This window comes from Micromonospora noduli (genome assembly GCF_003264475.1).
GTDB lineage: Bacteria > Actinomycetota > Actinomycetes > Mycobacteriales > Micromonosporaceae > Micromonospora > Micromonospora noduli.
This window is the reverse complement of sequence record NZ_PYAC01000041.1, coordinates 20,965-44,987: the sequence shown is the minus strand read 5'-3', so window position 1 is coordinate 44,987 and position 24,023 is coordinate 20,965. Positions and strand designations below refer to the sequence as shown.

Genomic DNA, 24,023 nt, shown 5'->3' with positions numbered 1-24,023 from the left:
GGCGAAACCCTAGCGCTCGCCGCCCTCCGCGGGCCGGTCCTCCAGGTCCGCGGAACCGGCCGAGCTCGTCGGCTTGTGCCCCTCCGTGGTTGGCACGACCGGCTCGGCGGGGCCGCCCGCCGCATCCGCCGCCTGCCCCTCGGCCGCTGCATCCCCGTCCAACAGAGCGGTCAGCGCGGCCCCGGTGATCCGCCGGAACGTCCGTCCGATCCGCTGACGGTCCAGGACCGCCACCTCGAGCTGGTTCGCGGCGATCGTGCGGGCGGCACCGCCCTCACCACCGACGGTGCTCAACGCCTGCACCGCCACCCTGACCGCCTCGCCCAGGGACATGTCCGCCCGATGCTGCGACTTCAACACGCCGGTGATCGCCTCGGCCTGACCACCCATGGCCATCCGCCCCGGCTCGTCGTTGACCGAACCGTCATAGGTCAGCCGGTACAGCTCGTCCGCCTCCGGGGTGGCACCGACCTCCGCCACGCAGATCTCCACCTCGAACGGCTTCGACTGCTCGGTGAAGATCGCACCCAGGGTCTGCGCGAACGCGTTGGCCAGGGCCCGACCAGTGACGTCACGCCGGTCGTAGCTGAGCCCGTTCAGGTCGGCCATCCGGACACCGGCGCGGCGCAGGTTCTCGAACTCGTTGTACCGGCCGACCGCGGCGAACCCGATCCGGTCGTAAATCTCGCTGACCTTGTGCAGGGCGCTGGAGAGGTTCTCCGCGACGAAGAGGACCCCGCCGGAGTAGCTGAGGACCACAGCGCTGCGACCCCGAGCGATGCCCTTGCGGGCCAACTCGGAGCGGTCGCGCATGATCTGTTCGGGAGAGGCGTAGAACTGCATGGCCACGTCGGCGGTTCTCCTTACGGCGCTGTGCTGACGACTGCTGACTGGTGGGGTGCGGGTCTCAACCGCCCGGGTTCTCCATCCGGCCGGCAACAACACCCTCGGCGATCGCCGCCGTCTCGGTGTCGGTCAACCGGCGGGTGCCCTCGGCGGTCGCGGTCATCACCACGGGGTAGATGCGGCGGGTCAGATCCGGCCCACCGGTCGCGGTGTCGTCGTCGGCGGCGTCGTAGAGCGCCTCGACCGCCAGCCGCGTCGCGTCCTCGACGGACAACCCGGCCCGGAACCGCTTCTTCAACGCGGACTTCGCGAACAGCGACCCGGACCCGATTGCGTCGTAGCCGGTCTCCTCGTACGGGCCACCGGTCACGTCGAAGCTGAAGATCCGACCGGCGCGCGCCGGGTCGGCGGCGGCCAGGTCGAACCCGGCGAAGAGCGGCACCACTGCCAACCCCTGCATGGCCGCCCCCAGATTGCCCCGGATCATCGAGGCCAACCGGTTGGCCTTACCGTCCAACGAGAGCATCGCGCCCTCGATCTTCTCGTAGTGCTCCAGCTCCACCTGGAACAGTCGCATCAGCTCGATGCCGATACCGGCGGTGCCCGCGATGCCGACCAACGAGTACGCGTCGGCGGGGTGCACCTTCTCGATGTCGCGCTGAGCGATCAGATTGCCCATGGTGGCCCGTCGGTCGCCCGCCATCACCACACCCTCGGCGGCCGCGATGGCCACGATGGTGGTCGCGTGCGGCGCCAGGTCGGCGGCCATGCCCGGCGGCAGCGGTCGCCGACCGGGCAACATCTCGGGGGCCACCCGACTCAGAAACGTCGTGAAGGAGGACGTCCCCGCGTTGGTGAACACATCTGGAAGACGCCCGGATGGATCAAAGCCCGCTGCCACGTGGTTCCTCTCAGGTACGTGATCGCCCTGGCCAGCCTCATGGGACTGTCACGGAACTGGCCAAGACCACCGTTGCAGTTGAAGCAGAGTATCCCGCGCACCCATCCGGTGCGATGATCGTGGTCCAGATGTTGAGGGTCGGCACCGCCACAGATCGCGCAGACCCCGCCCTGCTCGGCCAGGAGCTCCTGAAACTCTTTCTCACCCACGCCGTACCGCCGCCGCAGGTGGTACTCGCGAGTCCCGCCGTAGAGTCGCTGCGCTGACTCCTTGCCTCGGGCATTATGGCAGGGTTTGCAGTAGCTGTGCCGGCCGCTGGCCTTGGTAGTGGTGGTGGGAAAGTCGTCCAGAGACTTGATCTGCTCGCAGTCCGGACACCACTTGAGACCCTCACCGACGGGCGTGGGCGACTTTCGCTGTGGGGCGATGCCGCGCTTACGCCGGCTGGCCTCGGACCGGACGGCGGCACAGGCTTTGCAGTAAAGGCGAGACCGTCTACCCGTCGGCGGTCACGGTGGAACTCCGTACCGGCCAGCGTTCTCTTGCACTGCGGACACATCTTGTCCGGGTGGCCCGGCAAATCGGACATATGCCTCTATTGACCCCCTTTCTGGACGTAGCCTCTCACAAATTCCTCTGCGTTCTCTTCCAGGACGGAGTCGATCTCGTCGAGGAGGTCGTCGACGTCCTCGGTGATCTCGGCGTGCCGCTCGGCCACCTCGGGGTTTGCCTCGGTGGTGACGTCCTCGATTTCCTCGCCCTGACGGGACTTGCCGGACTGCGACTGGCCGCCGCTGTCATGAGTGGCCATGGCTGTCTCCTCCACGATCGTCTGGGATGAAATCTACCCCGCGCAGGCGACAGAAAGCCCTCACGTCCGCCGTGTTCGGGTCGGGGGCGTTCGATTGCGCCGAAGCGGTCAGCCCCGAGGAGCCGACACGTCGGCCGGGGCCGGGGCCGAGACCGGCACCGGGACCCGCTCCGGCTCGGGCTGCCCCTCCCCCGAGGCCTCCGCCGGTGGCTCCCCGCGCCGCAGGCGCGGCGTCCAGTCCTTGAACCGCAGCGCCTGCTTCTCCACCAGATGCCAGGACAGGAACGCCAGGACGACTGTGAAGACCATGACCACCGCGAAGTAGCCGACGAACCCCCAGGCAGCCGCCCCCAGCCAGGCCAGCATCTGCTGCACGACGAAGGAGTAGATGTAAATGCCGTACGAGTAGTCGTTCTTCTGGCCCACGCGGTGCAGCAGCCGTGGCAACCGGACCGCGAGGTAGAGGATGGCGTACTCGTAGGTGAGCAACGCCGGGCCGAACAGGTGGCCCTCCAGGGTCTGCCAGCCGGTCACCACGATGGCGAGCACGCCGAGGACGTCGCTGATGGGCAGCTTGTCGCTGTACAGGTCCGCCACGGCGCCCACCAGGAACATGAAGCCGAACCGCAGGAACCAGATCTTGCTGAGCGCGCCGAGCAGCGGCAGCGTGCCGACTGAGCCGCTGGTGAAGTACGTCGACCCGCCGAAGCGCAGCGCCTCGTACTGGTTCCAGAGCAGCAGACCGAAGACGAGAACGGCGGCCGCGAGCACCAGCCAGCGGGCACGGCGCAGCACCGCCACCACGGCCAGCGAAGCCACGATCAGGTAGCAGAAGATCTCGTAACTGAGCGTCCAGAGTGAGCCGTCGAGGACGCTCTTACGCACCAGGTCGCCGTACGGCGTGTCCCGGAAGACGTCGACGATCCCCTGCTGGCGGTAGCCACCCCACCAGTTCGCCTGCAGGAAGTTGACCACGCCGGCCGGGTGCCGCCACAGGCCGTCCAGATTGCCCCGATCGGCGTACCAGACGATCGGGGCAACCACGAAGCCGATGAACAGCAGACACACCCAGAGGCCCGGCCAGATCCGCAGGGCCCGGTGCCACAGGTAGCGGGGCAGGCTGGCCCGCCGGGCGCTGCGGGTGATCAGGAAGCCGGAGATGCCGAAGAAGCCGGCCACCCCCAGACCGGCCACGTCGACAACCTCGGTCAACGGTCGGGCATACCCGATCACCGCGGTGTGCGCGAGGACGACCGCTACGGCAAAGCAGAGCCGCAGGAAGCCGAAACTGTTGGCACGCCCGGCGTACGCGTTCGACAGCGGTACGGCGGTCATCGCACGCAGGCCAACCTGCCGGGCAGAGGGGAGCATCGCATCACCGTGTGGGTCGACGGATCGGGGGACGGCCTAGCATGCCACAGAGCGATCCCCGGTGGAGGCACCGGATCTCAGCCCCCGGTCAACGTCTCCAACAGGTCCTTGGCGCTGGCACAGCGGTCGAACAACGCCCCGACGTGCGCACGGGTGCCCCGCTCCGGCTCCATCATCGGAACCCGGACCAACGACTCCCGGCCCACGTCGAAGATCACCGAGTCCCAGCTCGCGGCAACGACCTCGGAGGCGTACTGGGCGAGGCAGCGACCGCGGAAGTAGGCCCGGGTGTCCTCCGGCGGCTCGGTCATCGCGCTGCGCGTCTCGTCGTCGGTGAGCAGCGTCTTCATCGCCCCCCGGCTGACCAGCCGGTGGTAGAGGCCCTTCTCCGGCCGGACGTCGGAATATTGAAGGTCGACGAGCTGGAGCTTGTGCGAACCCCAGCCGAGCTTCTCCCGCTCCCGGTAGCCCTCCAGCAGCCGCAGCTTTGCCACCCAGTCCAACTCGTCGGCGCAGAGCATCGGATCCCGGCCCAGCCGGTCCAGGACGCTCTCCCAGCGGTCGAGCACGTCGATGGTCTGCTCGTCGGCGTCGGTGCCGTACCGGTCGTCGACAAAGGACCGGACCCGCTCCAGGTACGCCCACTGCAGGTCGAGGGCGGTGAGCCGACGGCCGTCGCGCAGTCGCATGCGGTGCGTCAGAGTCGGGTCATGGCTGACGGCGCGCAGCTCGCTGACCGGGTCGGCGATGCCGAGGTCGGCGCCAAGGGCCTTCTCCTCGATCATGGTGAGGATCAGCGCGGTGGTGCCGACCTTGAGGTAGGTGGAGATCTCGGAGAGGTTGGCGTCGCCGATGATGACGTGCAGCCGGCGGTACTTGTCGGCGTCGGCGTGCGGCTCGTCGCGGGTGTTGATGATCGGCCGCTTGAGGGTGGTCTCCAGGCCCACCTCGACCTCGAAGAAGTCGGCACGCTGGGAGATCTGGAAGCCGCTCTGGCCGCCGTCCTGGCCGATGCCGACCCGGCCGGCGCCGCAGACGATCTGCCGGGTGACGAAGAACGGCGTCAGGTACGCCACGATGTCGGCGAACGGCGTCTGCCGGCGCATCAGGTAGTTCTCGTGGGCGCCGTAGCTGGCGCCCTTGTTGTCGGTGTTGTTCTTGTAGAGGTGGATCGGCTGGGTGCCCGGGATGGTGGCGGCCCGGCGCGACGCCTCGGCCATCACCCGCTCGCCGGCCTTGTCCCAGCGCACGATGTCCCTGGGGGTGGTGACCTCGGGGGTGGAGTATTCGGGGTGGGCGTGGTCCACGTAGAGCCGTGCGCCGTTGGTGAGTATCACGTTGGCCAGGCCGAGGTCTTCGTCCGCGAGGGCCTCGGCGGGGTCGTACGCGGCGCCGGAGTAGGTGAAGCCGCGGGCGTCGCGCAGCGGCGACTCTTCCTCGTAGTCCCACCGGGCGCGGCCGCCCCGGTTGAGTTCGGGGCGTGCCCCATAGGCGTTGACCACCTGCGACGAGGTGACCATCGGGTTGGCTCCGGCCTGCCCGGGCACGGAGATGCCGTATTCGACCTCGGTGCCCATGATCCGTCTTACGCTCATCGACCTACCCGCTTCGCTCGCCCGACCCGGTCCCCCGTCAGGTCGAGCGTAGTCCGCCCTGAGCACCTGCACTCTGCAGGTGAGTGCCGGCGGGGCGGAACAGTTCGGTGGATTCGGTGTCGGAACGCTCAATGGTCGGCGTCGGGTCGTCGCTCGCGGTGGAGCGCGTGGTCCAGACGAGCCACCCGAACAGCACCAGGCCGAGGCTGGCGCTCAGCAGCGGGATCACCGAGCCGACCACCGGGTGCCAGTCGCCGGCGAGGGGGTTGAGACTGCTCAACCCGATGTTCGCGGGCAGGCCGTTCTGCCAGCGAACCATCGTGTACGCCAGGCAGAAGAGCTGGATCGGCAGGAGGAGCAGCACGGCGAGTCGGGTGAACGAGCGGGCCCGGGCGATCTCGAAGCCGCGTTGTTCGGCGATCCACGCGGCGTAGAGCAGGACGCCGACCAGCATGGGCAGCATGTAGCGGCCCTGGGTGACGAAGCCGCTCTCGTTGACCAGGGCGATCTGCATGAGGGAGGGGACGGCCACTCCGCCGCCGAGCAGCACGAGCAGCCGCCACCGGTCGAGTGTGCTGCCCCAGACGACACCGATGAGCAGCAGCGCGCCGGCGACGAGCTGCCAGATCAGGTACGGCGGGGCGGGCATCCGGGTGTCCAGCCAGGAGGTGACCCCGACGATCTGGTCGAGGTATCCCCGCCACCGGTCGGCCTCGCGCAGCGCCGCCTGCCCATAGGTGAGCCGGTCGGCGGAGTAGTTGCCGAGGTCGGAGGTCTGTTGGCGGACGGACCAGGCGACCACGACGAGGGTGGCCAGGACGATGCCGCCCGCCCAGAGCTGCGCGGCCCGGTCCCGTAGCAGGCCGAGGAGGTTGCTGCGGCGCAGTGGGAAGGCGAACGCGATGAAGGCGGTCGCCAGCCAGAGCGGGCCGGTCTGGCGCAGCACCGCCAGGAGCAGCGCGCTGATCCCGACGAGGACGATGAGGCCGCGCCGTGGGCCGGGTGGGCCGAGCAGCAGGGGGATGACCGCGCTGAAGAAGGCGATGCCGGCGGCGATCTCCAGGCCGTTCGGGTTGACCGCGCTGGCCATGTGCACGGCCATCGGGGTGGTGACGACGACCAGGGCGCCCATCATGAGGCCGCGACGGGAGCGGTTGCGGATCACGACGTACGCGCAGGCGAGCAGCGCGGCGCAACACAGGGCGCTGATCATGCGGGCGAGCAGGACGCCGGACCAGCCGGGCCAGAGCACTGTCGGCGCGCCGACGAGGGCGTAGTAGGCGGGGAAGTAACGGCCGGCCCCGGTGCCGGCCCGGGTTGGCGTGTCGTCGCTGCCGGGCGGCTGGGCGCAGGCCGCCGAGACTTCCTTCTTGAACTGCCAGCACTGCTCGCGGACGAGACCACCGGGGACGGTCTGGAAGGCTCCGGTGCCCTTCTTCGCGGCGGCCGGCGGGGGTGCGATCTGCCCGGCGGCGACACCGGCTGCCCGGACGATGTGCTCACGCTCGTCCGGGGTGCCGTCATAGGGGGCGGCCATCGACCAGGCGAAGATGATCAGGAAGAACGCGGCGAAGGCGAGGGCCCAGTGTCGTCGGGCGGTGCTCGTGGTGACTGCCGGGCTTGCGCCGGCGGCCGGCGGCGTCACTCTTCCGGGATCAGGCACGTCAACCTCGCGGCTCGCGCGGGCAGGCCCCGCTGGGTGGATGGACAGACGATAGACTCCCTCGTCGTCCTCACCGCTCCGGGTCCCCCCTTGGAGAACTCTTTGCTGTCACCTGTTGCCGATTCCGTCCGCCACCTGTCCCGACACAGTGCTGTGCGGTTCCTGGTTGTCGGTGGTCTGAGCGTTGCCGTGGACACGGGATCACTCTTCGTGTACCACGGAGTTCTCCGGATTGTCCTGCCCGTTGCGGCCGCCATGTCGTTCCTGACCTCGTTCTGGGTCAACTTCGGGCTGAACCGGGCGTGGTCGTTCGGCTCGTCCGCCCAGATGGTGCCGCAGGTGGGGCGCTACTTCGCGCTGGTCCTCGCCAACCTGACCGCCAACGTGGTGCTGGTGTCCGCGTTGACCTGGGCGGGCATGCCGTACCTGCTGGCGAAGCTGCTGGTGACGGCATCGTTGTCGGCGGCGAACTACGTGGTGTCGAAGCGGTGGATCTTCGCGGCCTGACGACGCACTGACATACCCGCAGCGAGGGTGCCCACCGTCAGGTGGGCACCCTCGCTGTTGGGGTCAGAGGTACTGGCCGGTGTTGCTGGCGGTCTCGATGGACCGGCCGGCCTCGGCGCCCTTGCCGCCGGAGACGAGCGTGCGGATGTAGACGATCCGCTCACCCTTCTTGCCGGAGATGCGCGCCCAGTCGTCGGGGTTGGTGGTGTTGGGGAGATCTTCGTTCTCGCGGAACTCGTCGACGCAGGCGTCGAGCAGGTGCTGCAGGCGCAGCCCCTTGCGACCCGAGGTGAGGAACTCCTTGATGGCCATCTTCTTGCTCCGGTCGACGATGTTCTGGATCATCGCGCCGGAGTTGAAGTCCTTGAAGTAGAGGACTTCCTTGTCACCGTTGGCGTAGGTGACCTCGAGGAATCGGTTCTCCTCGGTTTCCGAGTACATCCGCAGCACCACGGCGTCGATCATCGCCGCGACGGTGGCCTGGGGGTCGGTGCCGTGTTCGGCCAGGTCGTCCGGGTGCAGGGGCAGCCCGGAGAGGATGTACTTGGAGAAGATGTCCTTGGCCGCCTCAGCGTCCGGTCGCTCGATCTTGATCTTCACGTCGAGACGACCGGGGCGAAGGATCGCCGGGTCGATCATGTCTTCCCGGTTGGAGGCGCCGATGACGATGACGTTCTCCAGCCCCTCCACGCCGTCGATCTCGCTGAGCAGCTGCGGAACGATGGTGTTCTCCACGTCGGAGGAGACACCGGAGCCGCGGGTCCGGAAGATCGAGTCCATCTCGTCGAAGAACACGATCACCGGCGTGCCCTCGCCGGCCTTCTCCCGGGCGCGCTGGAAGATCAGCCGGATGTGCCGCTCGGTCTCACCGACGTACTTGTTGAGCAGCTCCGGGCCCTTGATGTTGAGGAAGAAGCTGGTGTGCTTCTCCTTGCCCTGCCGCTCGGCGATCTTCTTGGCCAGCGAGTTGGCCACCGCCTTGGCGATGAGCGTCTTGCCACAGCCGGGTGGGCCGTAGAGCAGGATGCCCTTGGGTGGGCGGAGCTGGTGCTCACGGAACAGGTCCGCGTGCAGGAACGGCAACTCCACCGCGTCGCGGATCTGCTCGATCTGCGACTGGAGGCCACCGATGTCGCCGTAGTCGACGTCGGGCACCTCCTCCAGGACCAGCTCCTCGACCTCGCTCTTCGGGATCCGCTCGTACGCGTACGCCGAGCGGGGCTCGATCATGAGCGAGTCGCCGGCCCGGATCGCCGAGCCGATGAGCGTCTCGGCGAGGTGCACGATGCGCTCCTCGTCGGAGTGGGAGACCACCAGCGCCCGGTCGCCCGGCCCGCCGTTCGGTCCCTCCAGGATCTCCTTGAGCATCACCACTTCGCCAACCCGCTCGTAACCGAACGCGTCGACGATGTTGAGCGCGTCGTTGAGCAGGACCTCCTGGCCGCGCCGCAGGTCACCCACGTCGAGCGAGGGCGAGACCGCGACCCGCAGTTTGCGGCCACCGGTGAAGACGTCCACCGTGCCGTCCTCGTGCTTGGCCAGGAAGACTCCGTAACCGCTCGGCGGTTGCGCGAGCCGGTCGATCTCTTCCTTGAGCGTCACGATCTGCGTGCGAGCTTCCTTGAGGGTGCTCACCAGCCGGTCGTTGTTTTCTGTCAGCCGCGCCAACTGTGCCTGGGTGGCCGCCAGCCGCTCTTCGAGCTGCCGGACGTGTCGGGGGCTTTCGGTCAACTTGCGCCGCACCAGGGCGAGTTCCTCTTGCAGGAACGCGACCTGCGTGGAGAGATCGTGGGCTTCCTTCTCCCACCGTGCGGCGCGCGAGTCCGCGTCGTCGCTACGTGCTGCCACGTCCCACCTCCCCGGGGGGCTTGAACGTTCTGCCCTAACACTAGCCGCTATGAGGCCGATTCGGTCCCACGCAACACCCTCGTCACCGAACCTTGATCGCCAAGGGTGGCCTGACGGGCCGTTACCGGCGTTCGGGTACCGTCGGAGCGTGGCACGGGAGAACATGGGGGGTGCACAGGTGGCCGAGGTCGCGACCGACGAACTGCAGGTCTGGGTCGACCAGGACCTCTGCACGGGCGACGGGCTCTGCGTGCAGTACGCGCCGGAGGTGTTCGAGTTCGACATCGACGGTCTGGCCTACGTCAAGGGCGTCGACGGTGAGCTGCGGATGGCACCGGGCAGCCGGGTCGACGTCCCCGCGCACCTGCGACTCGAGGTGATTGACTCCGCGAAGGAGTGCCCGGGCGACTGCATCCACGTGGTGCGCGGCGACGGCGTCGAGGTCGCCGGCCCGGACGCCGAGGAAGACTGACCCACCGGCCGGGCCGCGAAGGCCCGGCCGGGCCCGGTTCGGGGTACGCCTCAGAGCATCGGACGGCCGACGACCGAGGCGACCAACCGCGCGAACTCCTCCAACCGGGCGATCTGCCCGGCCCCGCCGTCGTCGAGGGTCTTGCCGAAGCGCAACGCGTCGTGCCGGGGTGTGCCGGCCATCTCCTCGCTCGGCGGCGCCTCGTCCAACGAGGTGAGCAGCAGGTAGACGTCGATGCTGTCGACCCGGATCTCGCCGCTCTCGGCACGGTTGAGCCGCCGCCGGCAGCCCACCTCGGTGACGGTGGAGACCGGCACCACCCGCAGCGACGAGGTCATCGAGCCCGGCGGGCCCTCCTCCGGCGGTACGTCCTCGCCGTGCCAGAGGATGAGCCGGCTGCCGTCGCAGACCACGACCTCCTGCCACACCCCGTTGACCTCGTTGACGAAGCGTTCCAGGGTGAAGCCGAGCACCGACGCGCCGCGCAGCACGCCGCCGAGCGCCTCCAGGGCGACGTCCGGGTCACGCAGGTAGGCCCGCGCCGCCGACTCCAGGTCCTGGTAGGGCGACCAGTCGGGAAAGACCGCGGGGAGGTCTCCACCGCCGTAGCCCGGTCGGCTCATGCCAGCGTCTCCCCCTGCTCGGCGCTGCCGACACCCAGCTCGATGGTCACGGCCTGTCCATCTCCCCCGCACCGTTGGGCTGCGCGCCTGCGGCCTGCGCGGCGGCGGCCTGTCGGGCCGCCTCCGCCTCGCGCAGGTCCTGGCGGCGCTGCGCGTACGCCTCGGTGCCCTTGCTGGGCTTGCGCCGGCGCGGCGGCGCGGTGACCCCCGGGGCCAGCTTGCGCGCGGACACCAGGAAGGCGGTGTGCGCGATCATCCGGTGGTCCGGACGGACGGCGAGGCCCTCGGCGTGCCAGTCGCGCACCAGGGACTCCCAGGCCCGCGGCTCGGTCCAGCCGCCGCGCTCGCGCAGCGCCTCCACCAGCTCGGAGAGCTGCGGTGTGGTGGCGACGTAGCCGATGAACACCCCACCGGGCACCAGCGCCCGCTCGACCATGTCGAGGGTCTCCCAGGGGGTCAGCATGTCCAGGATGATCCGGTCGAAGCCGGTCTCCCGGCACTGCGCGACGTCGCCGACGTGCAGGTTCCACGAGGGGTGCGGCCCGTTGAAGAACGCCTCGACGTTGCGCTTGGCGATCTGGGCGAAGTCGTCGCGCAGTTCGAACGAGTGCAGCTCGCCCTCGGTGCCGACGGCTCGCAGCAGGGAGCAGCTCAGCGCGCCGGAGCCGGCGCCGGCCTCGAGGACCTTCGCGCCGGGGAAGATGTCGCCCATCGCCACGATCTGCGCCGAGTCCTTGGGGTAGATCACCTGGGCGCCGCGCGGCATGGACAGCACGTAGTCCGACAGGAGCGGCCGCAGGGCCAGGAACGCGGTGCCGCCGCCGGCGGTGGTCACCACGCTGCCGTCGGGGAGCCCGATCAGCGCGTCGTGCGCCAGGATGCCGCGGTGGGTGTGGAACTCCTTGCCGGGCTCCAGCGTCACGGTGTGCATCCGCCCCTTGGGGTCGGTCAGCTGGACCCGGTCGCCGGGCCGGAACGGCCCGCGGTGCACGGGTGTCAGCGCCGGGTTGGCGGGGTCGGCGGCGACGGTGGAGGGAGTTGCGGTCACGGTGTCATCTTCCGGTTGGGTTCGAGGAGCTGTGCCAGGTCCGCGATGTGCAGAATGCCGACGACATCTTCGCCTGACGTCACCACGTACTGTGCGCCCGGGTGGGTCTGTACGGCCTCCATCACCCGCTCGCCGTCCCACCCGACCGACAACGTGGGAAGGGTGCCCAGCGACCGGGCGACGGCGTCGACCGCCAGCCACGGTCGGCGCTCGACCGGCACCGCGTCGGCCGCCGCCGGGTCGACCAGCGCCACCGGTCGACCGGTGGAGTCGGTGACCAGCAGCGCGGCGTCGGGCTGCCCGCTCTCGGCGCGTCGGCGCTGGGCCTCGGCCAGCGGCGTGCCGGTGGCCACCGGCCACACCGGCCGGGCCAGCCGGGCGAGGTCGATCAGCGGGAACCGGCGGCTGACCCGGGCGGCCCGGATCGACTGCCCGGCGCCACGCCAGAGGGTGACGGCGACCAGCAGCATCAGCGGCAGCGCCAGCGGCGCCAGCCGCCGCTCGACGGTGAGCAGCAGGACCAGGGCCGCGGTGCCGACGGCGACGACCCGGCCGGCCCACCCGGCGACCTCGGTGCCGAGGTGCCGGTCGCGGGTCAGCCCCCACACAGCGGCGCGCAGCGCCCGGCCGCCGTCGAGCGGCAGCCCGGGCAGGCTGTTGAACACCGCCACGATGACGTTGCTGACCGCGAGCTGGAAGGCGAGCTGGTGCGCCACGGTCCCCTCGGGCAGTGCGAGCGTGGCGGTGACCGCCAGGACGCCGAGCACCGCGGAGACCGCCGGGCCGGCCAGCGAGACGAACAGGTCGACGCGGGGCGACGGGGCGTCCCGGTCCATCTCGGTGTAACCGCCGAGCAGCTCCAGGGTGATCCCGCGCACACCGATGCCGTACCGCCGGGCGGTGAGGGCGTGGCCCAGCTCGTGCAGCAGCACCGAGCCGAGCAGCGACACGACGAACCCGAAGCCGATCAGGTAGCCGCTGAGCTGCGGCAGGTCCAGTTGACGGCGGGCGAACTCGCCGTACAGCACCGCGATGAGCACCGCGAGCAGGACCATGGAGCCGTTGAGGTGCAGCGGCACCCCGAACACCTTGCCGACGTTCAGGCCGAGGCGTCGGTCCGGTCGGCGCGGCGGCCTGGTTGTCTGCTCCATCGCCACGATGCTACGGACCGTCGCTGTGTGGGGCGGGCGGCGGTCGGTGTCACACCGGTGCCCTAACCTTTGCCGACATGACGGCGGAATCGGTCACCAGCTCCCAGCCCTCCCCCGCGGCGCAGACGCCGCCGACGGTGCGGGCCTCGCTGTCCCCGTCGCGGGCGGCGGATTTCAAGACCTGCCCGCTGCTCTACCGGTTCCGCAGCATCGACCGGCTGCCCGAGCGCACCACCATCGAGCAGGCCCGGGGCACGTTGGTGCACGCGGTGCTGGAGCGCCTGTTCGACCTGCCAGCCACCGGCCGCACGCCGGAGGCGGCCGGCGACCTGGTGGCTCCCCAGTGGGACCGGCTGGTCACCGAGCAGCCGGAGCTGGCCGGGATCTTCGACGGCGCGGAGCCGGCCGGCCCGGTGGAGTTCCTCCGCTCCGCCGCCGGGCTGTTGCAGGGTTACTTCGCGGTGGAGGATCCGACCCGGCTGGAGCCGGCCGAACGCGAGAGCCTGATCTCCGCGGTCGTCGACGAGGAGCTGCTGATCCGGGGCTACCTCGACCGGCTCGACGTCGCTCCGGACGGCGCGCTGCGGGTGGTCGACTACAAGACCGGCGGTGCTCCGCGGGAGGCGTTCGAGGCGCGGGCGCTGTTCCAGCTGAAGTTCTACGCCCTGGTGCTGTGGCGCACCCGGGGGGTCGTGCCCCGGGTGCTGCGGCTGCTCTACCTGCGTGACGCCGAGGTGTTGGACTACACCCCCGACGCCGACGAGCTGGTCCGTTTCGAGCGCACAGTGGTGGCGCTGTGGCGGGCGATCGAGCAGGCCACCGCCCGACAGGATTTCCGGCCCCGGCCGAGCCGGCTCTGCGACTGGTGCAGCCACCAGGCGCTCTGTCCCAGCTTCGGCGGCACCCCGCCGCCGTTCCCGGTGGCCGCGGCGAGCGCCGACCCGCTGCGCGACTCCCGGTCCACCCCGGTGGCGCCGGGCGCCGACGAGTGACGGCCGCCTGAGCGACGCGTACGCCCGGCGCGGCGATTCAGGCCGCCGGGATCGCCTGCCGCACGCCGACGCCGAAGACCCGACCGCAGCGGTGCCGCCTCGGTCGGGACAGGGCGACCGGCCGGCCTCTACGGTGATCCGCGACGCACCGGCTCCGGTACGCGAGGATGACCGGTGCGCGCCACGACGCCGGCGGGACGGGAGACGAGATGAGCGATCAGGCGCCCTCGGCGCGGCCGGTGCGGATCCTGCTCGCCGACGACCAGCCGCTGCTGCGGACCGGGTTCCGGATGGTGCTGGGCGCCGAGAGCGACCTGGACGTGGTGGCGGAGGCCGGTGACGGCGTGGAGGCGGTGGAGTTGTCCCGCCGGCTGCTGCCCGACGTCGTACTGATGGACATCCGGATGCCCCGGATGGACGGGGTGGCGGCGACCCGGGCCATCGTCGACGCCCGACTGCCGGTACGGGTGCTGGTGCTCACCACCTTCGACCTGGACGAGTACGTGGTGGGCGCGTTGCGGGCCGGCGCGAGCGGGTTCCTGGCAAAGGACGTGCCAGCCGAGGATCTGATCGCGGCGATCCGCACTGTCGCCGGCGGGGACGCGGTGGTGGCACCTCGGATCCTGCGGCGACTGCTGGACCGCTTCGCCGAACTGCTGCCCGACCCGGCGGCGACGCCGTCGGCGGCGCTCAACGCGCTCACCGACCGGGAGCGCGAGGTGCTCGTGCAGGTTGCCCGGGGGCTGTCCAACGCCGAGATCGCGACGGTCCTGTCGGTGAGCGAAACCACAATCAAGACGCACGTCGGGCATGTGCTGACCAAGCTGCGGCTGCGCGACCGGGTGCAGGCGGTGGTGCTCGCGTACGAGTCGGGTCTGGTCCGCCCCCGGGCGTAGTCGGACCGGCCCGGGTACCTCACCCGGCGTACTCGAAGATCCCTCCGTGGGGGGACGGCTGCCGTTGCCGTCGTCACCTACCGTGACCGGAGATGGCCCGGTTCGGTTGACCCTCCTGTGGCGTCAGGTGCAAGTGTCGGTGCGGCTGCCCGCCGCCGTGGGGAAAAACGGTCGACCGGCCGTCGACTCAGGGGCAACCCTGATCCGACATGGGGGTGCACCCGCAGCGGGAAATCCGCGCCGGGTCCCCCCAGGGTCGGACGGGACGGGCGTAACCAGCACCGATGATTGAACAGTCGCGCCGGACCATCGGGGGGCGGCGTGCATTTTCGGACAGACGGAAGAGGTAGATGACGTGACCGCGACGGTAGGCCAGCAGGCGCAGGCCGCGGCCCGGGCGAACGACGTGTGGAAGGTGTACGGCAGCGGCGAGGCTCAGGTCGTCGCGCTGCGGGGGGTCAGCGCGGAATTCGAACGTGGCCGCTTCACCGCGATCATGGGCCCGTCGGGTTCCGGTAAGTCGACGCTGATGCACTGCCTGGCCGGCCTGGACTCGGTGACCCGGGGGACGGTGTCGATCGGTGAGACGACGGTCACGGGGCTGGGCGACGCGGGGCTGACGAAGCTGCGGCGCGACAAGGTGGGCTTCATCTTCCAGCAGTTCAACCTGCTGCCGACGTTGACGGCCAAGGAGAACATCCTGCTGCCGCTGTCGATCGCCGGGCGCAAGCCGGACCCGGCCTGGTACGACACGGTGATCGAGACGGTGGGTCTGAAGGACCGGCTGGACCACCGGCCGGCGCAGCTCTCCGGTGGGCAGCAGCAGCGGGTGGCGTGCGCCCGGGCGCTGGTCTCCCGCCCCGAGGTGATCTTCGCGGACGAGCCGACCGGCAACCTGGACTCGCGCTCCGGCGCGGAGGTGCTCAACTTCCTGCGTAACTCGGTCCGGGAGCACGGCCAGACCATCGTGATGGTCACTCACGACCCGACGGCCGCCGCGTACGCCGACCGGGTGGTCTTCCTCGCCGACGGCGAGATCGTCTCGGAGCTGATCGAGCCGACCGCCGAGACGGTGCTGGACACCATGAAGAAGCTGGACACTGCGGCCGAGGTGGGCAACTGATGTTCCGCGCGACGCTGAAGAGTCTGCTGGCCCGTAAGGTCCGGCTGATCCTGTCCGGCCTGGCGGTGGTGCTCGGGGTGATGTTCGTCTCCGGGGCGTTCGTGCTCACCGACACGCTGGGTCGCTCCTTCGACTCGGTCTTCGCCGACGGTTTCTCCGAGATCGACGTGAACGTCGCGGCGAAGCCGAAGGTGCAGGTCAACGAGATGGAGGGCGAGCAGACCGTCGCCCCGCTGCCGGCCGCCCTGGTGGACCGGGTGAAGCAGGTGCCGGGGGCGGCCTCGGCGACCGGTGTGGTCAACGCCGACGGCGCCCGGGTGATCGGCAGCAACGGCAAGGTCGTCACCTCGTTCGGCCCGCCGCAGTTGGGCGAGAACTGGACCGGCGAGAGCGAGCTGCTGAAGCTGCGTGAGGGGCGCGCGCCGCAGGCCGAGGACGAGATCGTCATCAACAAGGCGTTGGCCACGGCCGCGAAGGTGCAGGTCGGCCAGAAGGTCGGCGTGCTGACCGCGTTCGAGTCGAAGAAGCGGGATTTCACACTGGTCGGCGTCTTCGGTTACAGCGGTGACCGGGACTCGATCGGCGGGGTCAACGAGGTCTTCTTCACCACTCCGGTGGCGCAGCGGCTGATGCTGGGCGAGCCGGACGTGTTCAGCAGCATCACCGTGCAGGCCGCCGACGGGGTCTCGGACGAGAAGCTGCGCGACGACGTGGCGCGCACCCTGGGCGCGGACTTCGAGGTGAAGACCGGCGAGCAGGTGGCCGCGGACGCCTCGGCCAGCCTGAAGGAGGGCCTGTCCTTCTTCAACAAGATCCTGCTCGGCTTCGCCGCGGTGGCGCTGCTGGTGGGCACCTTCCTGATCCTCAACACCTTCTCGATCATCGTGGCGCAGCGGACCCGGGAGTTGGCGCTGATGCGCGCCATCGGGGCCAGCGGCCGGCAGATCATCGGTTCGGTGGTGCTGGAGGCCATCGCGGTGGGGTTGATCGCGTCGGTGCTCGGCCTCGCCGCCGGTATCGGGGTGGGCGCGCTGCTGGCGTACCTGTTCGGCAAGCTCGCCGGTGGGCTCACCCTGGCCGGCATCGGCGTGCCGGCGGCTGCGGTGATCGGTTCGTTCGCCGTCGGTCTGGTGATCACCGTGGTGGCGGCGCTGCTGCCGGCGCTGCGGGCGTCCCGGATCCCGCCGATCGCGGCCATGCAGGACGTGGCCACCCCGGACCGGCCGTTGACCAAGATCACCGTGGCCGGGTCGCTGGTCACCGGCATCGGCGCGGTGCTGCTGTTCCTCGGGCTCAGCGGCAACGCCGGTGGTCAGACGCTGTCGACCATCCTCGGTGGGGTGCTGTTCGCCTTCATCGGGGTGGCGCTGCTGACTCCGCTGATCAGCCGGCCGGTGGTGAGCCTGCTCGGGGCGATCTTCTCCTGGTCGGTGCCGGGCAAGCTGGGCCGGCTCAACTCGGGGCGCAACCCCCGTCGTACGGCGATCACGGCCGCCGCGCTGATGGTCGGCATCGCGCTGGTCACCGGTGTCACGGTCATCCTCGACTCGGCCAAGGGCAGCATCAGCGCGCTCGCCCAGGACACCATCAAGGCCGAGCTGGTGATCGCCGGTCAGCAGGGCGGCCCGCGTCCGCCGACCTTCGACCCGGGTGTGCTGGACCAGGCCAAGGCCCTGCCCGGTGTGCGGTTGGTCGACGGCGAGTACGGCGACATGGCGCGCATCGACGGCGAGGGCACCTGGGTCGCGGCGAGCAGCGACGTCGCGTCGCTGCGGCAGATCTTCGGAGCGAAGCCCACCGCCGGTGACATCGACCGGCTCGGGCCGACGCAGATGCTCGCCAGCTCGGACACGGCCACGTCCCGTGGCTGGTCGGTGGGCTCCACTGTCAACGTGCAGCTGACCCGGGGCGAGGCACGCACCTACACGATCAGCGGCATCTACGAGTCGTCGCAGCTGACCAACCCGGTGACGCTGCCGGTGACCGCGGCGAAGGACTTCGCCATCCCGCAGCCCATCCAGGGCTTCATCCAGCTGGACCCGGGCACCCGGGTGTCCGACGTCCAGCCGCAGGTGGAGGCGTTGCTCGCGGACAGCCCCGAGGTGTCGGTGGCCGACCGGGACGCGTTCATCAAGCAGCAGACCAGTTCGCTCGACGGGCTGCTCACGATGATCCAGATCCTGCTCGCGTTGGCCATCGTGATCGCGGTGCTGGGCATCATCAACACCCTGGCCCTGTCGGTGCTGGAGCGGACCCGCGAGCTGGGTCTGCTGCGGGCGATCGGCCTGCGCCGGTCCCAGACCATGGGCATGATCACCGTGGAGGCGGTGGTGATCTCGGTGTTCGGCGCGCTGCTCGGGGTGGTGGTGGGCACCGGCCTCGGCGCCGCGGTGGTCGAGGCCCTCAAGGACGAGGGCATCACCGACCTGATCCTGCCGTGGGGGCAGATGGGTGTCTTCCTCGGTCTCGCCGCCATCATCGGCGTGGTGGCCGCGGTGCTCCCGGCCGTCCGGGCGGCCCGGATCAACGTCCTGGGCGCCATCGCCCACGACTGATCGGCACTGCCGAGGCCCCCGGTCGCCATCCGCGCGACCGGGGGCCTCGGCCTGTCCCATTCCCCCTCGGCCACCCGTACGCGACTGCCAGGCTGGTGCTGCCGGCAGGGCGCCGGCCCGCCCCGCCAACGGGCGGCCGGAGAGCCGGGACTGGTGACATGACCGATCAGGACCCGTACCAGCGGGCACTCGACAACGCCGAGCGGCTACTCGGCCAGCCGTTGGTCCTACCGCTCGGCGAGGGCGAGCCGCCGGTGGGGCACGACTTCCGTCGACTCGCCACAGAGCAGACCTTCGGCGCGGCCTGGCCCCGCGAGGGCCTGGACCTGCGCAGCCGGTGCCTGGTCTCGGTGGCGATCGCCGCCGCCCTCGGCACCCACGAGCCGCTGCGCGGGCAGCTGCGCATCGCGCTAACCTCGGGCGTGACCAGGGAGGAGATCGTCGAGCTGTTCATCCACCTGGCCGCGTACGCGGGGGCCGCTCGGGCCTTCGACAGCTACCAGGTGGTCGCCGCGGTCTTCGCCGAGCGTCGCTGAACGAGGCCGGTCGCGACAGCCGAGCGCCAGCGACCGGCGCCGGGCGGGTCAGCCGGTCGCCGCGGCCCGATCGGTCAGCAGCGCCGCGAGCAGCGCCAGGTCCACGCCGGTCAGGCTCTCCACCTGGTGTACGCCGACAGTGCTCGGCAACGCCACCTCCGCCGGTACGGCCAGCACCGCCGCGCCCGAGGCGAGCGCGCTGGCCACCCCGGTCGGTGAGTCCTCGATCGCCACACAACGCTCGATCGGCACACCCAGCAGCCGGGCCGCGGTCAGGTACGGCTCGGGGTGCGGCTTGGCCGCCACCACCTCGTCGCCGGCGACCACCGTGTCGAAGTTGTCCCGACCGAGGGTGTCCAGGGCGATCTCGACCAGCGCCCGAGGGCTGGAGGTGACCAGCGCGGTGGGGATGCCCGCAACGCGGACCGCGCGCAACAGGTCGAACGCGCCCGGCCGCCAGCGCAGACCGGTGCGGAACAGATCCAGGATCCGGGCGTTGATCCACGCCGCGCTGATCTCCGGATCCCGTTCGGGCTGCCCCAGGTCGTCGTGCAGGATGCGCATCGACTCGGCCATGGCGGTGCCGATGATCGACTGGCGGGCGTCGACGGAGAGTTCCCCGCCGTACTCCTTCGCGAGTTCCTGCAACGCGACGTCCCACAGCTTCTCGCTGTCGACCAACGTGCCGTCCATGTCGAAGAGCACAGCGGCGGGGTGATGGCTGCTCAGCGGAACCTCCAGGGTCGTGACCGACACCGGCGATCCTGCCAGCACCCCCCGGGGCCGGTGGCGGCAACGGGCGCCAGGGTGATCCGGGCAACCCAGTTCAGCCCAGGTCGCACTCCTTCAGGGAACCCTCGTAACCCCGGAAGAACATGTCGGTGCGCTGCTCGGCGGTGCCGTGCGCCCCTTCCGCGAACCACGGCTGGTCCGGGTCGTCGCCGACCGCCGCCACCCCCTCCCGGAACTCGTCCAGGTCGCCCTCGGCGAGGGTCAGGGCCTCCGAGCGCACCGAGTCGCCGAGGTACGCCCCGGCCATGCAGTCGGCCTGCAACTCCTGCTGGATGGTAAAGCTGTAGTTGATGCCGAGCCGCACCTGGATCGCGTGCGCGTACTCGTGCCCGAGCAGGTAGAACACGAACGCGTCGCCGACCTGGCGGAACGCCGCCACCGACCAGGCGACGTCGTACGCGATGAAGTCGCCCTGCGAGCAGTAGACGGCGTTGTTGCGGGGCAACGCCTGACCGCCGCAGGACACCTCGCCCTCGCGCTGGTACGGGATGATCCGCCGGATCGGTCGGAACCGCTGCCCGGATTCCTTGAACTGGGCCGCCCAGTACCGCTCGGCGACCGCCTGTGCGTCGGCGACGTCCTGCTCGAACTCGGCGACGCTGGTGGTGCTGTCGGCCCGGGTGGTTCTCGGTCCCGGTGACGCTGCCGACTGGTTCGCCCCGGGGCGCTCGGCCTCCGGCTCGGCCAGGCCACCGCCTGCGCAGGCGAGGGAGACCAGGGCGGCGACCAGCAGGCCCGCCAACGGGCCCCGCGCGTCGCGTCCGAACCGTGCCCCCACTGTGCCTCCCCAGACATCGGTGCTCAGGCTGGTAGTACCCCGACGACAGGACCGAAACGCCCGTCACCGGTTTCACGCGCGGCACGGCCGGACGGTTCACGCACTACCTGGTCAACCACCGGCTACGCCGCTCGTACGGCCAGTAGGGTCGCTCAACCGGTCGAATCCCGACCGCGCTGCCACGTGTCACCCTGGTCACCGTGCCGCTCGGCCTCGTACCGCTGCTGCCGCGCCCGAGCGTCCCGCCCGGCCCGAGGTTCGTCGCCCCCAACCTCACCGACCCGCCCCCGCCGCACCACAACGCCAAACGCCACCCCCGCCACGACGACAAAAACCCCCACCAAGACCCACACCACAGTCATCCCGCCAACCTAGGCCCCACCGACCACCCCTGAACCCCAGTGATCATGGAGTTGGCGTCATCCCACTCGGCGTGTCGTGACGCTAACTTCATGATCACCGGTTCGGGTGGAGGCAGACCCGGGGTGGTGGGTGTCCGGGTGGGGGGATGGGGTTCGACGTTTCCTGTGAGGCGCCGGGGTGGTGTCCTCGCAGGAGGAGGGGAAGAACCATGAAGTACATGATTTTGCTCTACGGGTCGCAGCAGGACTACGACGTGCTGTCCGGGCGGGCCTCTGACCGGCCGGCGATGTCGGCCGAGCAGATCGCGGCGATGCACCAGCACATGGAGACCTTCCACCAGACGCTGGCCGAGTCCGGGGAGTTGGTCGACGCCCGGGGCCTGAGCGAGCCGGTGCACGCCCGCCGGGTGCAGGTGCGCGAGGGGGCACCCGTGATCACCGACGGCCCGTACCCGGAGACGCAGGAGGTCCTCGCCGGTTACACCATCGTGGAGTGCGCCAGCTTCGACCGGGCCACCGAGATCGCCGCCGGCCTGGTCGACCCGGACGCCCCCGGTGGGTACGTGGACGTGCGGCCGGTGCTCGACGGTGTCGAGGACCTGGCCGGCTGACCCGGTGCCGGAGACTTCCGCCGAGGATCTGCTGCGCGAGCTGGCGCCGCAGGTCCTCGGCGCGCTGGTCCGTCGCTACGGGCACTTCGACACGGCCGAGGACGCGGTGCAGGAGGCGCTGATCGCCGCCGCGCACGGTTGGCCGCGCGACGGCGTACCGGACAATCCGCGTGGCTGGCTGATCACCGTGGCGTCCCGTCGGCTGACCGACCTGCTGCGTCGCGAGCAGGCCCGGATGCGGCGGGAGGACACGGTGGCCCGGTGGGTGCTGCCGGAGCAGTGGCGCGCCCCCGCCGCCGACCGTCCGCCGGCGGACGCCGACGACACGCTCATCCTGTTGTTCCTGTGCTGCCACCCGGCGCTGTCGGCGGCGTCGCAGATCGCGCTCACCCTGCGGGCGGTGGGCGGGCTGAGCACCGCCGAGGTGGCGCGCGCGTTCCTGGTGCCGGAGGCGACGATGACCCGGCGGATCAGTCGGGGCAAGCAGCGGATCCGTGACAGTGGGCTGCGGTTCGCGCCGCCCACCGGCGCGGAGCGCGCCGACCGGCTCGCCGCCGTGCTGCACGTGCTCTACCTGATCTTCACGGAGGGGTACGCCCGCACCGCCGGGCCCGGGTTGCTGCGCGCCGACCTGACCGCCGAGGCGATCCGGCTGACCCGGCTGGTGCGCCGGCTGGTGCCCGAGGACCCCGAGGTCACCGGACTGCTGGCGTTGATGCTGCTCACCGACGCCCGCGCTCCGGCACGGATCGGCCCGCACGGTGAGCTGGTGCCGATGGCCGAGCAGGACCGCTCCCGGTGGCGCGCCGACCAGATCACCGAGGGCGTCGAGCTGATCACCGGGGCGCTGCCACGCGGGGTGGTCGGGGCGTACCAGCTCCAGGCGGCCATCGCGGCCGTGCACGACGAGGCGCCCAGCGCGGCGGCCACCGACTGGGCGCAGATCACCGCCCTGTACGAGGTGCTCCTCGGGATGTCCGACAACCCGGTGGTGGCGCTCAACCACGCGGTGGCGGTGGCCATGAGCCGAGGCGCGTCGGCCGGGTTGGCGCTGCTCGCCGACCTGGCCGACGACCCACGCCTCGCCGACGACCCGCGACTGCCGGCCGCCCGCGCCCACCTGTGGGAGCTTGAGGGTGAGCGGCTCGCGGCGCGGGAGGCGTACCGGATGGCGGCGGCCCGCTCGACGAACCTGGCGCAGCAGCGCTACCTCAACGCCCGCGCGGAGCGCCTCGCGGGCGACCCGCCGCCCGCCGGCTGAGCCGCACCGTCCGTGCGGGTCACGGGCTGAGCCGGCGCGCCGTGCGGGTCACGGGCTGAGCCGGCGCGCCGTGCGGGTCACGGGCTGGCGGCCAGGAAGACGAAGGCGGCCATCAGCACCAGGTGCACGCCGCCCTGCAACACGTTGGCCCGGCCGGGCACCACGGTGAGGACGGCGGTCACGGCGGTGAGCGCGAGGAGGGCGAGCTGGGTGCCGCCGAGGCCGAGCAGCAGCGGGCCGTCCAGCCAGATCGAGGCGATCGCTATGGCCGGGATGGTCAGGCCGATGCTGGCCATCGCCGAGCCGAGCGCGAGGTTCAGGCTGATCTGCACGCGGTCGCGGCGGGCGGCGCGGGCGGCGGCCAGGGTCTCCGGCAGCAGCACGAGAAGGGCGATGATCACGCCGACGAACGCGTGCGGCAGGTTCGCCGCGGCCACACCGGCCTCGATGGTCGGCGAGACGGTCTTGGCGTCGCCGACCACCGCGACCAGCGCCACCAGCAGCAGCCCCAGGCTCATCAGCGCGGCGCGGGTGGTCGGCGGCTTGGCGTGCTCCTCCGCGTCTATTACCTGACCGCGGCTGTCGACCGGTAGGAAGTAGTCGCGGTGCCGGCCGGTCTGCACGAGCACGAACAGCCCGTAGAGCGCCAGCGAGGCGACGGCGGCGAAGGCAAGCTGGGCCGGGCTGAATTCCGGGCCGGGCCGGGCCGTGGTGAAGGTCGGGATGACCAGACTCAGGGTGGCCAGGGTGATCACGGTGGCCAGGGCCCCGCCGGTGCCCTCAGGGTTGAACACCGCGACGCGGCGGCGCAGCGCTCCCAGCAGTAGGGACAGGCCGAGTATCCCGTTACAGGTGATCATGACGGCGGCGAAGACGGTGTCCCGGGCGAGCGACTGGGTCTTCTCCGGGCCGCTGATCATCAGAGTGACGATGAGGGCGACCTCGATCACGGTGACCGCGACGGCGAGCACCAGCGACCCGTACGGCTCCCCCACCCGGTGGGCCACCACCTCCGCGTGGTGCACGGCCGCGAGCACGGCACCGCCCAGCAGCACCGCGACCACCACGATGACCGGGCCGGGCAGGCTCCGTCCCCAGGTGACGATCAATACCAGAACCGCGAGCACGGGTACGGCGAAGGTCCAGTCGGTCAGGCGGGAGCGAAGCAGGGCGGCCATGCCGTAAAGAGTGCCAGGCCAGGTGATCATGTGCCCACCATCGACGCACGGATCTGTGGTGTCGACGGTCCACAACCGGCAAACCCGTAACCTATAGGTTACG

23 protein-coding genes are annotated in these 24,023 nt (G+C 70.6%); 9 read left to right on the top strand and 14 right to left on the bottom strand.

The window, feature by feature from the left end; all coding sequences use genetic code 11:
• Window positions 1–9 precede the first annotated feature (9 nt).
• The 7 genes from prcA to MED15_RS27695 form a co-directional block, all read right to left on the bottom strand.
• Window positions 10–849 (bottom strand): proteasome subunit alpha, encoded by an 840-nt coding sequence (gene prcA, locus MED15_RS27725; protein WP_112587322.1) that lies wholly within the window; start codon window positions 847–849, stop codon window positions 10–12.
• Between the two features lie 58 nt (window positions 850–907).
• Window positions 908–1,747 (bottom strand): proteasome subunit beta, encoded by an 840-nt coding sequence (gene prcB / locus MED15_RS27720; RefSeq protein WP_181518379.1) that lies wholly within the window; start codon window positions 1,745–1,747, stop codon window positions 908–910.
• Window positions 1,666–1,956 carry an endonuclease VII domain-containing protein gene (locus tag MED15_RS34380; protein ID WP_244220615.1) on the bottom strand — a complete coding sequence of 97 codons (291 nt, stop codon included), beginning with the start codon at window positions 1,954–1,956 and terminating at the stop codon, window positions 1,666–1,668. Before MED15_RS34380 ends, prcB begins: the two co-directional genes overlap by 82 nt.
• 386 nt (window positions 1,957–2,342) lie before the next feature.
• Window positions 2,343–2,558: a ubiquitin-like protein Pup gene (locus MED15_RS27710; RefSeq protein ID WP_030332902.1), complete on the bottom strand. Its 216-nt coding sequence runs from the start codon at window positions 2,556–2,558 to the stop codon at window positions 2,343–2,345.
• Window positions 2,559–2,666: 108 nt separating this feature from the next.
• Window positions 2,667–3,929: an acyltransferase family protein gene (locus tag MED15_RS27705; RefSeq protein ID WP_112737351.1), complete on the bottom strand. Its 1,263-nt coding sequence runs from the start codon at window positions 3,927–3,929 to the stop codon at window positions 2,667–2,669.
• 77 nt (window positions 3,930–4,006) lie between these two features.
• Window positions 4,007–5,524 carry a depupylase/deamidase Dop gene (gene dop, locus MED15_RS27700; protein ID WP_112587330.1) on the bottom strand — a complete coding sequence of 506 codons (1,518 nt, stop codon included), beginning with the start codon at window positions 5,522–5,524 and terminating at the stop codon, window positions 4,007–4,009.
• A gap of 37 nt (window positions 5,525–5,561) precedes the next feature.
• Window positions 5,562–7,187: a DUF2142 domain-containing protein gene (locus MED15_RS27695; protein WP_146758858.1), complete on the bottom strand. Its 1,626-nt coding sequence runs from the start codon at window positions 7,185–7,187 to the stop codon at window positions 5,562–5,564.
• Between MED15_RS27695 and MED15_RS34720 the strand changes: the two genes are divergently transcribed.
• Window positions 7,110–7,694 (top strand): GtrA family protein, encoded by a 585-nt coding sequence (locus MED15_RS34720; RefSeq protein WP_309251438.1) that lies wholly within the window; start codon window positions 7,110–7,112, stop codon window positions 7,692–7,694. The genes MED15_RS27695 and MED15_RS34720 overlap by 78 nt on opposite strands.
• A gap of 63 nt (window positions 7,695–7,757) precedes the next feature.
• Here MED15_RS34720 and arc read toward each other — a convergent pair whose 3' ends face one another.
• Window positions 7,758–9,542 (bottom strand): proteasome ATPase, encoded by a 1,785-nt coding sequence (gene arc / locus MED15_RS27685; protein ID WP_030332887.1) that lies wholly within the window; start codon window positions 9,540–9,542, stop codon window positions 7,758–7,760.
• 178 nt (window positions 9,543–9,720) lie between these two features.
• Here arc and MED15_RS27680 point away from each other — a divergent pair, with 178 nt between their 5' ends.
• Window positions 9,721–10,014: a ferredoxin gene (locus MED15_RS27680; protein ID WP_091408893.1), complete on the top strand. Its 294-nt coding sequence runs from the start codon at window positions 9,721–9,723 to the stop codon at window positions 10,012–10,014.
• Between the two features lie 50 nt (window positions 10,015–10,064).
• Here MED15_RS27680 and MED15_RS27675 read toward each other — a convergent pair whose 3' ends face one another.
• Genes MED15_RS27675 through MED15_RS27665 form a run of 3 tightly spaced genes read right to left on the bottom strand, consistent with a single transcriptional unit; the run spans window position 10,065 to window position 12,773 of the window.
• On the bottom strand, window positions 10,065–10,637 hold the full coding sequence (locus MED15_RS27675) for a hypothetical protein (RefSeq protein ID WP_091408625.1): 573 nt from the start codon (window positions 10,635–10,637) through the stop codon (window positions 10,065–10,067).
• Window positions 10,638–10,683: 46 nt separating this feature from the next.
• Window positions 10,684–11,685: a tRNA (adenine-N1)-methyltransferase gene (locus MED15_RS27670; protein WP_373861095.1), complete on the bottom strand. Its 1,002-nt coding sequence runs from the start codon at window positions 11,683–11,685 to the stop codon at window positions 10,684–10,686.
• Window positions 11,682–12,773 carry a site-2 protease family protein gene (locus MED15_RS27665; RefSeq protein WP_425271093.1) on the bottom strand — a complete coding sequence of 364 codons (1,092 nt, stop codon included), beginning with the start codon at window positions 12,771–12,773 and terminating at the stop codon, window positions 11,682–11,684. Before MED15_RS27665 ends, MED15_RS27670 begins: the two co-directional genes overlap by 4 nt.
• 140 nt (window positions 12,774–12,913) lie before the next feature.
• Here MED15_RS27665 and MED15_RS27660 point away from each other — a divergent pair, with 140 nt between their 5' ends.
• From MED15_RS27660 to MED15_RS27640, 5 genes are all read left to right on the top strand, one after another.
• Window positions 12,914–13,828, top strand: a complete 915-nt coding sequence (locus MED15_RS27660) for a RecB family exonuclease (protein WP_112700575.1) — start codon at window positions 12,914–12,916, stop codon at window positions 13,826–13,828.
• A 209-nt stretch (window positions 13,829–14,037) separates the two neighbouring features.
• Window positions 14,038–14,724 carry a response regulator gene (locus MED15_RS27655; RefSeq protein ID WP_112700581.1) on the top strand — a complete coding sequence of 229 codons (687 nt, stop codon included), beginning with the start codon at window positions 14,038–14,040 and terminating at the stop codon, window positions 14,722–14,724.
• A 355-nt stretch (window positions 14,725–15,079) separates the two neighbouring features.
• Complete coding sequence (locus MED15_RS27650) at window positions 15,080–15,847, top strand: ABC transporter ATP-binding protein (protein WP_091408615.1); 768 nt, start codon at window positions 15,080–15,082, stop codon at window positions 15,845–15,847.
• Window positions 15,847–18,402: an ABC transporter permease gene (locus MED15_RS27645; RefSeq protein WP_112700573.1), complete on the top strand. Its 2,556-nt coding sequence runs from the start codon at window positions 15,847–15,849 to the stop codon at window positions 18,400–18,402. The genes MED15_RS27650 and MED15_RS27645 overlap by 1 nt, the downstream gene beginning before the upstream one ends.
• Before the next feature lie 158 nt (window positions 18,403–18,560).
• Window positions 18,561–18,938 carry a carboxymuconolactone decarboxylase family protein gene (locus tag MED15_RS27640; RefSeq protein WP_112587341.1) on the top strand — a complete coding sequence of 126 codons (378 nt, stop codon included), beginning with the start codon at window positions 18,561–18,563 and terminating at the stop codon, window positions 18,936–18,938.
• Window positions 18,939–18,986: 48 nt separating this feature from the next.
• Here MED15_RS27640 and MED15_RS27635 read toward each other — a convergent pair whose 3' ends face one another.
• On the bottom strand, window positions 18,987–19,643 hold the full coding sequence (locus tag MED15_RS27635) for an HAD family hydrolase (protein ID WP_112700579.1): 657 nt from the start codon (window positions 19,641–19,643) through the stop codon (window positions 18,987–18,989).
• 121 nt (window positions 19,644–19,764) lie between these two features.
• A complete protein-coding gene (locus MED15_RS27630; protein ID WP_112726387.1) occupies window positions 19,765–20,508 on the bottom strand; it encodes a neutral zinc metallopeptidase in 744 nt (247 codons plus the stop codon).
• A 571-nt stretch (window positions 20,509–21,079) separates the two neighbouring features.
• Between MED15_RS27630 and MED15_RS27620 the strand changes: the two genes are divergently transcribed.
• Both MED15_RS27620 and MED15_RS27615 read left to right on the top strand, forming a co-directional pair.
• A complete protein-coding gene (locus MED15_RS27620; RefSeq protein WP_112587347.1) occupies window positions 21,080–21,481 on the top strand; it encodes a YciI family protein in 402 nt (133 codons plus the stop codon).
• Between the two features lie 4 nt (window positions 21,482–21,485).
• Window positions 21,486–22,742 carry an RNA polymerase sigma factor gene (locus MED15_RS27615; RefSeq protein ID WP_112737347.1) on the top strand — a complete coding sequence of 419 codons (1,257 nt, stop codon included), beginning with the start codon at window positions 21,486–21,488 and terminating at the stop codon, window positions 22,740–22,742.
• A gap of 77 nt (window positions 22,743–22,819) precedes the next feature.
• Here MED15_RS27615 and MED15_RS27610 read toward each other — a convergent pair whose 3' ends face one another.
• Window positions 22,820–23,920: a calcium:cation antiporter gene (locus MED15_RS27610; protein ID WP_112587351.1), complete on the bottom strand. Its 1,101-nt coding sequence runs from the start codon at window positions 23,918–23,920 to the stop codon at window positions 22,820–22,822.
• Window positions 23,921–24,023: the final 103 nt, after the last annotated feature.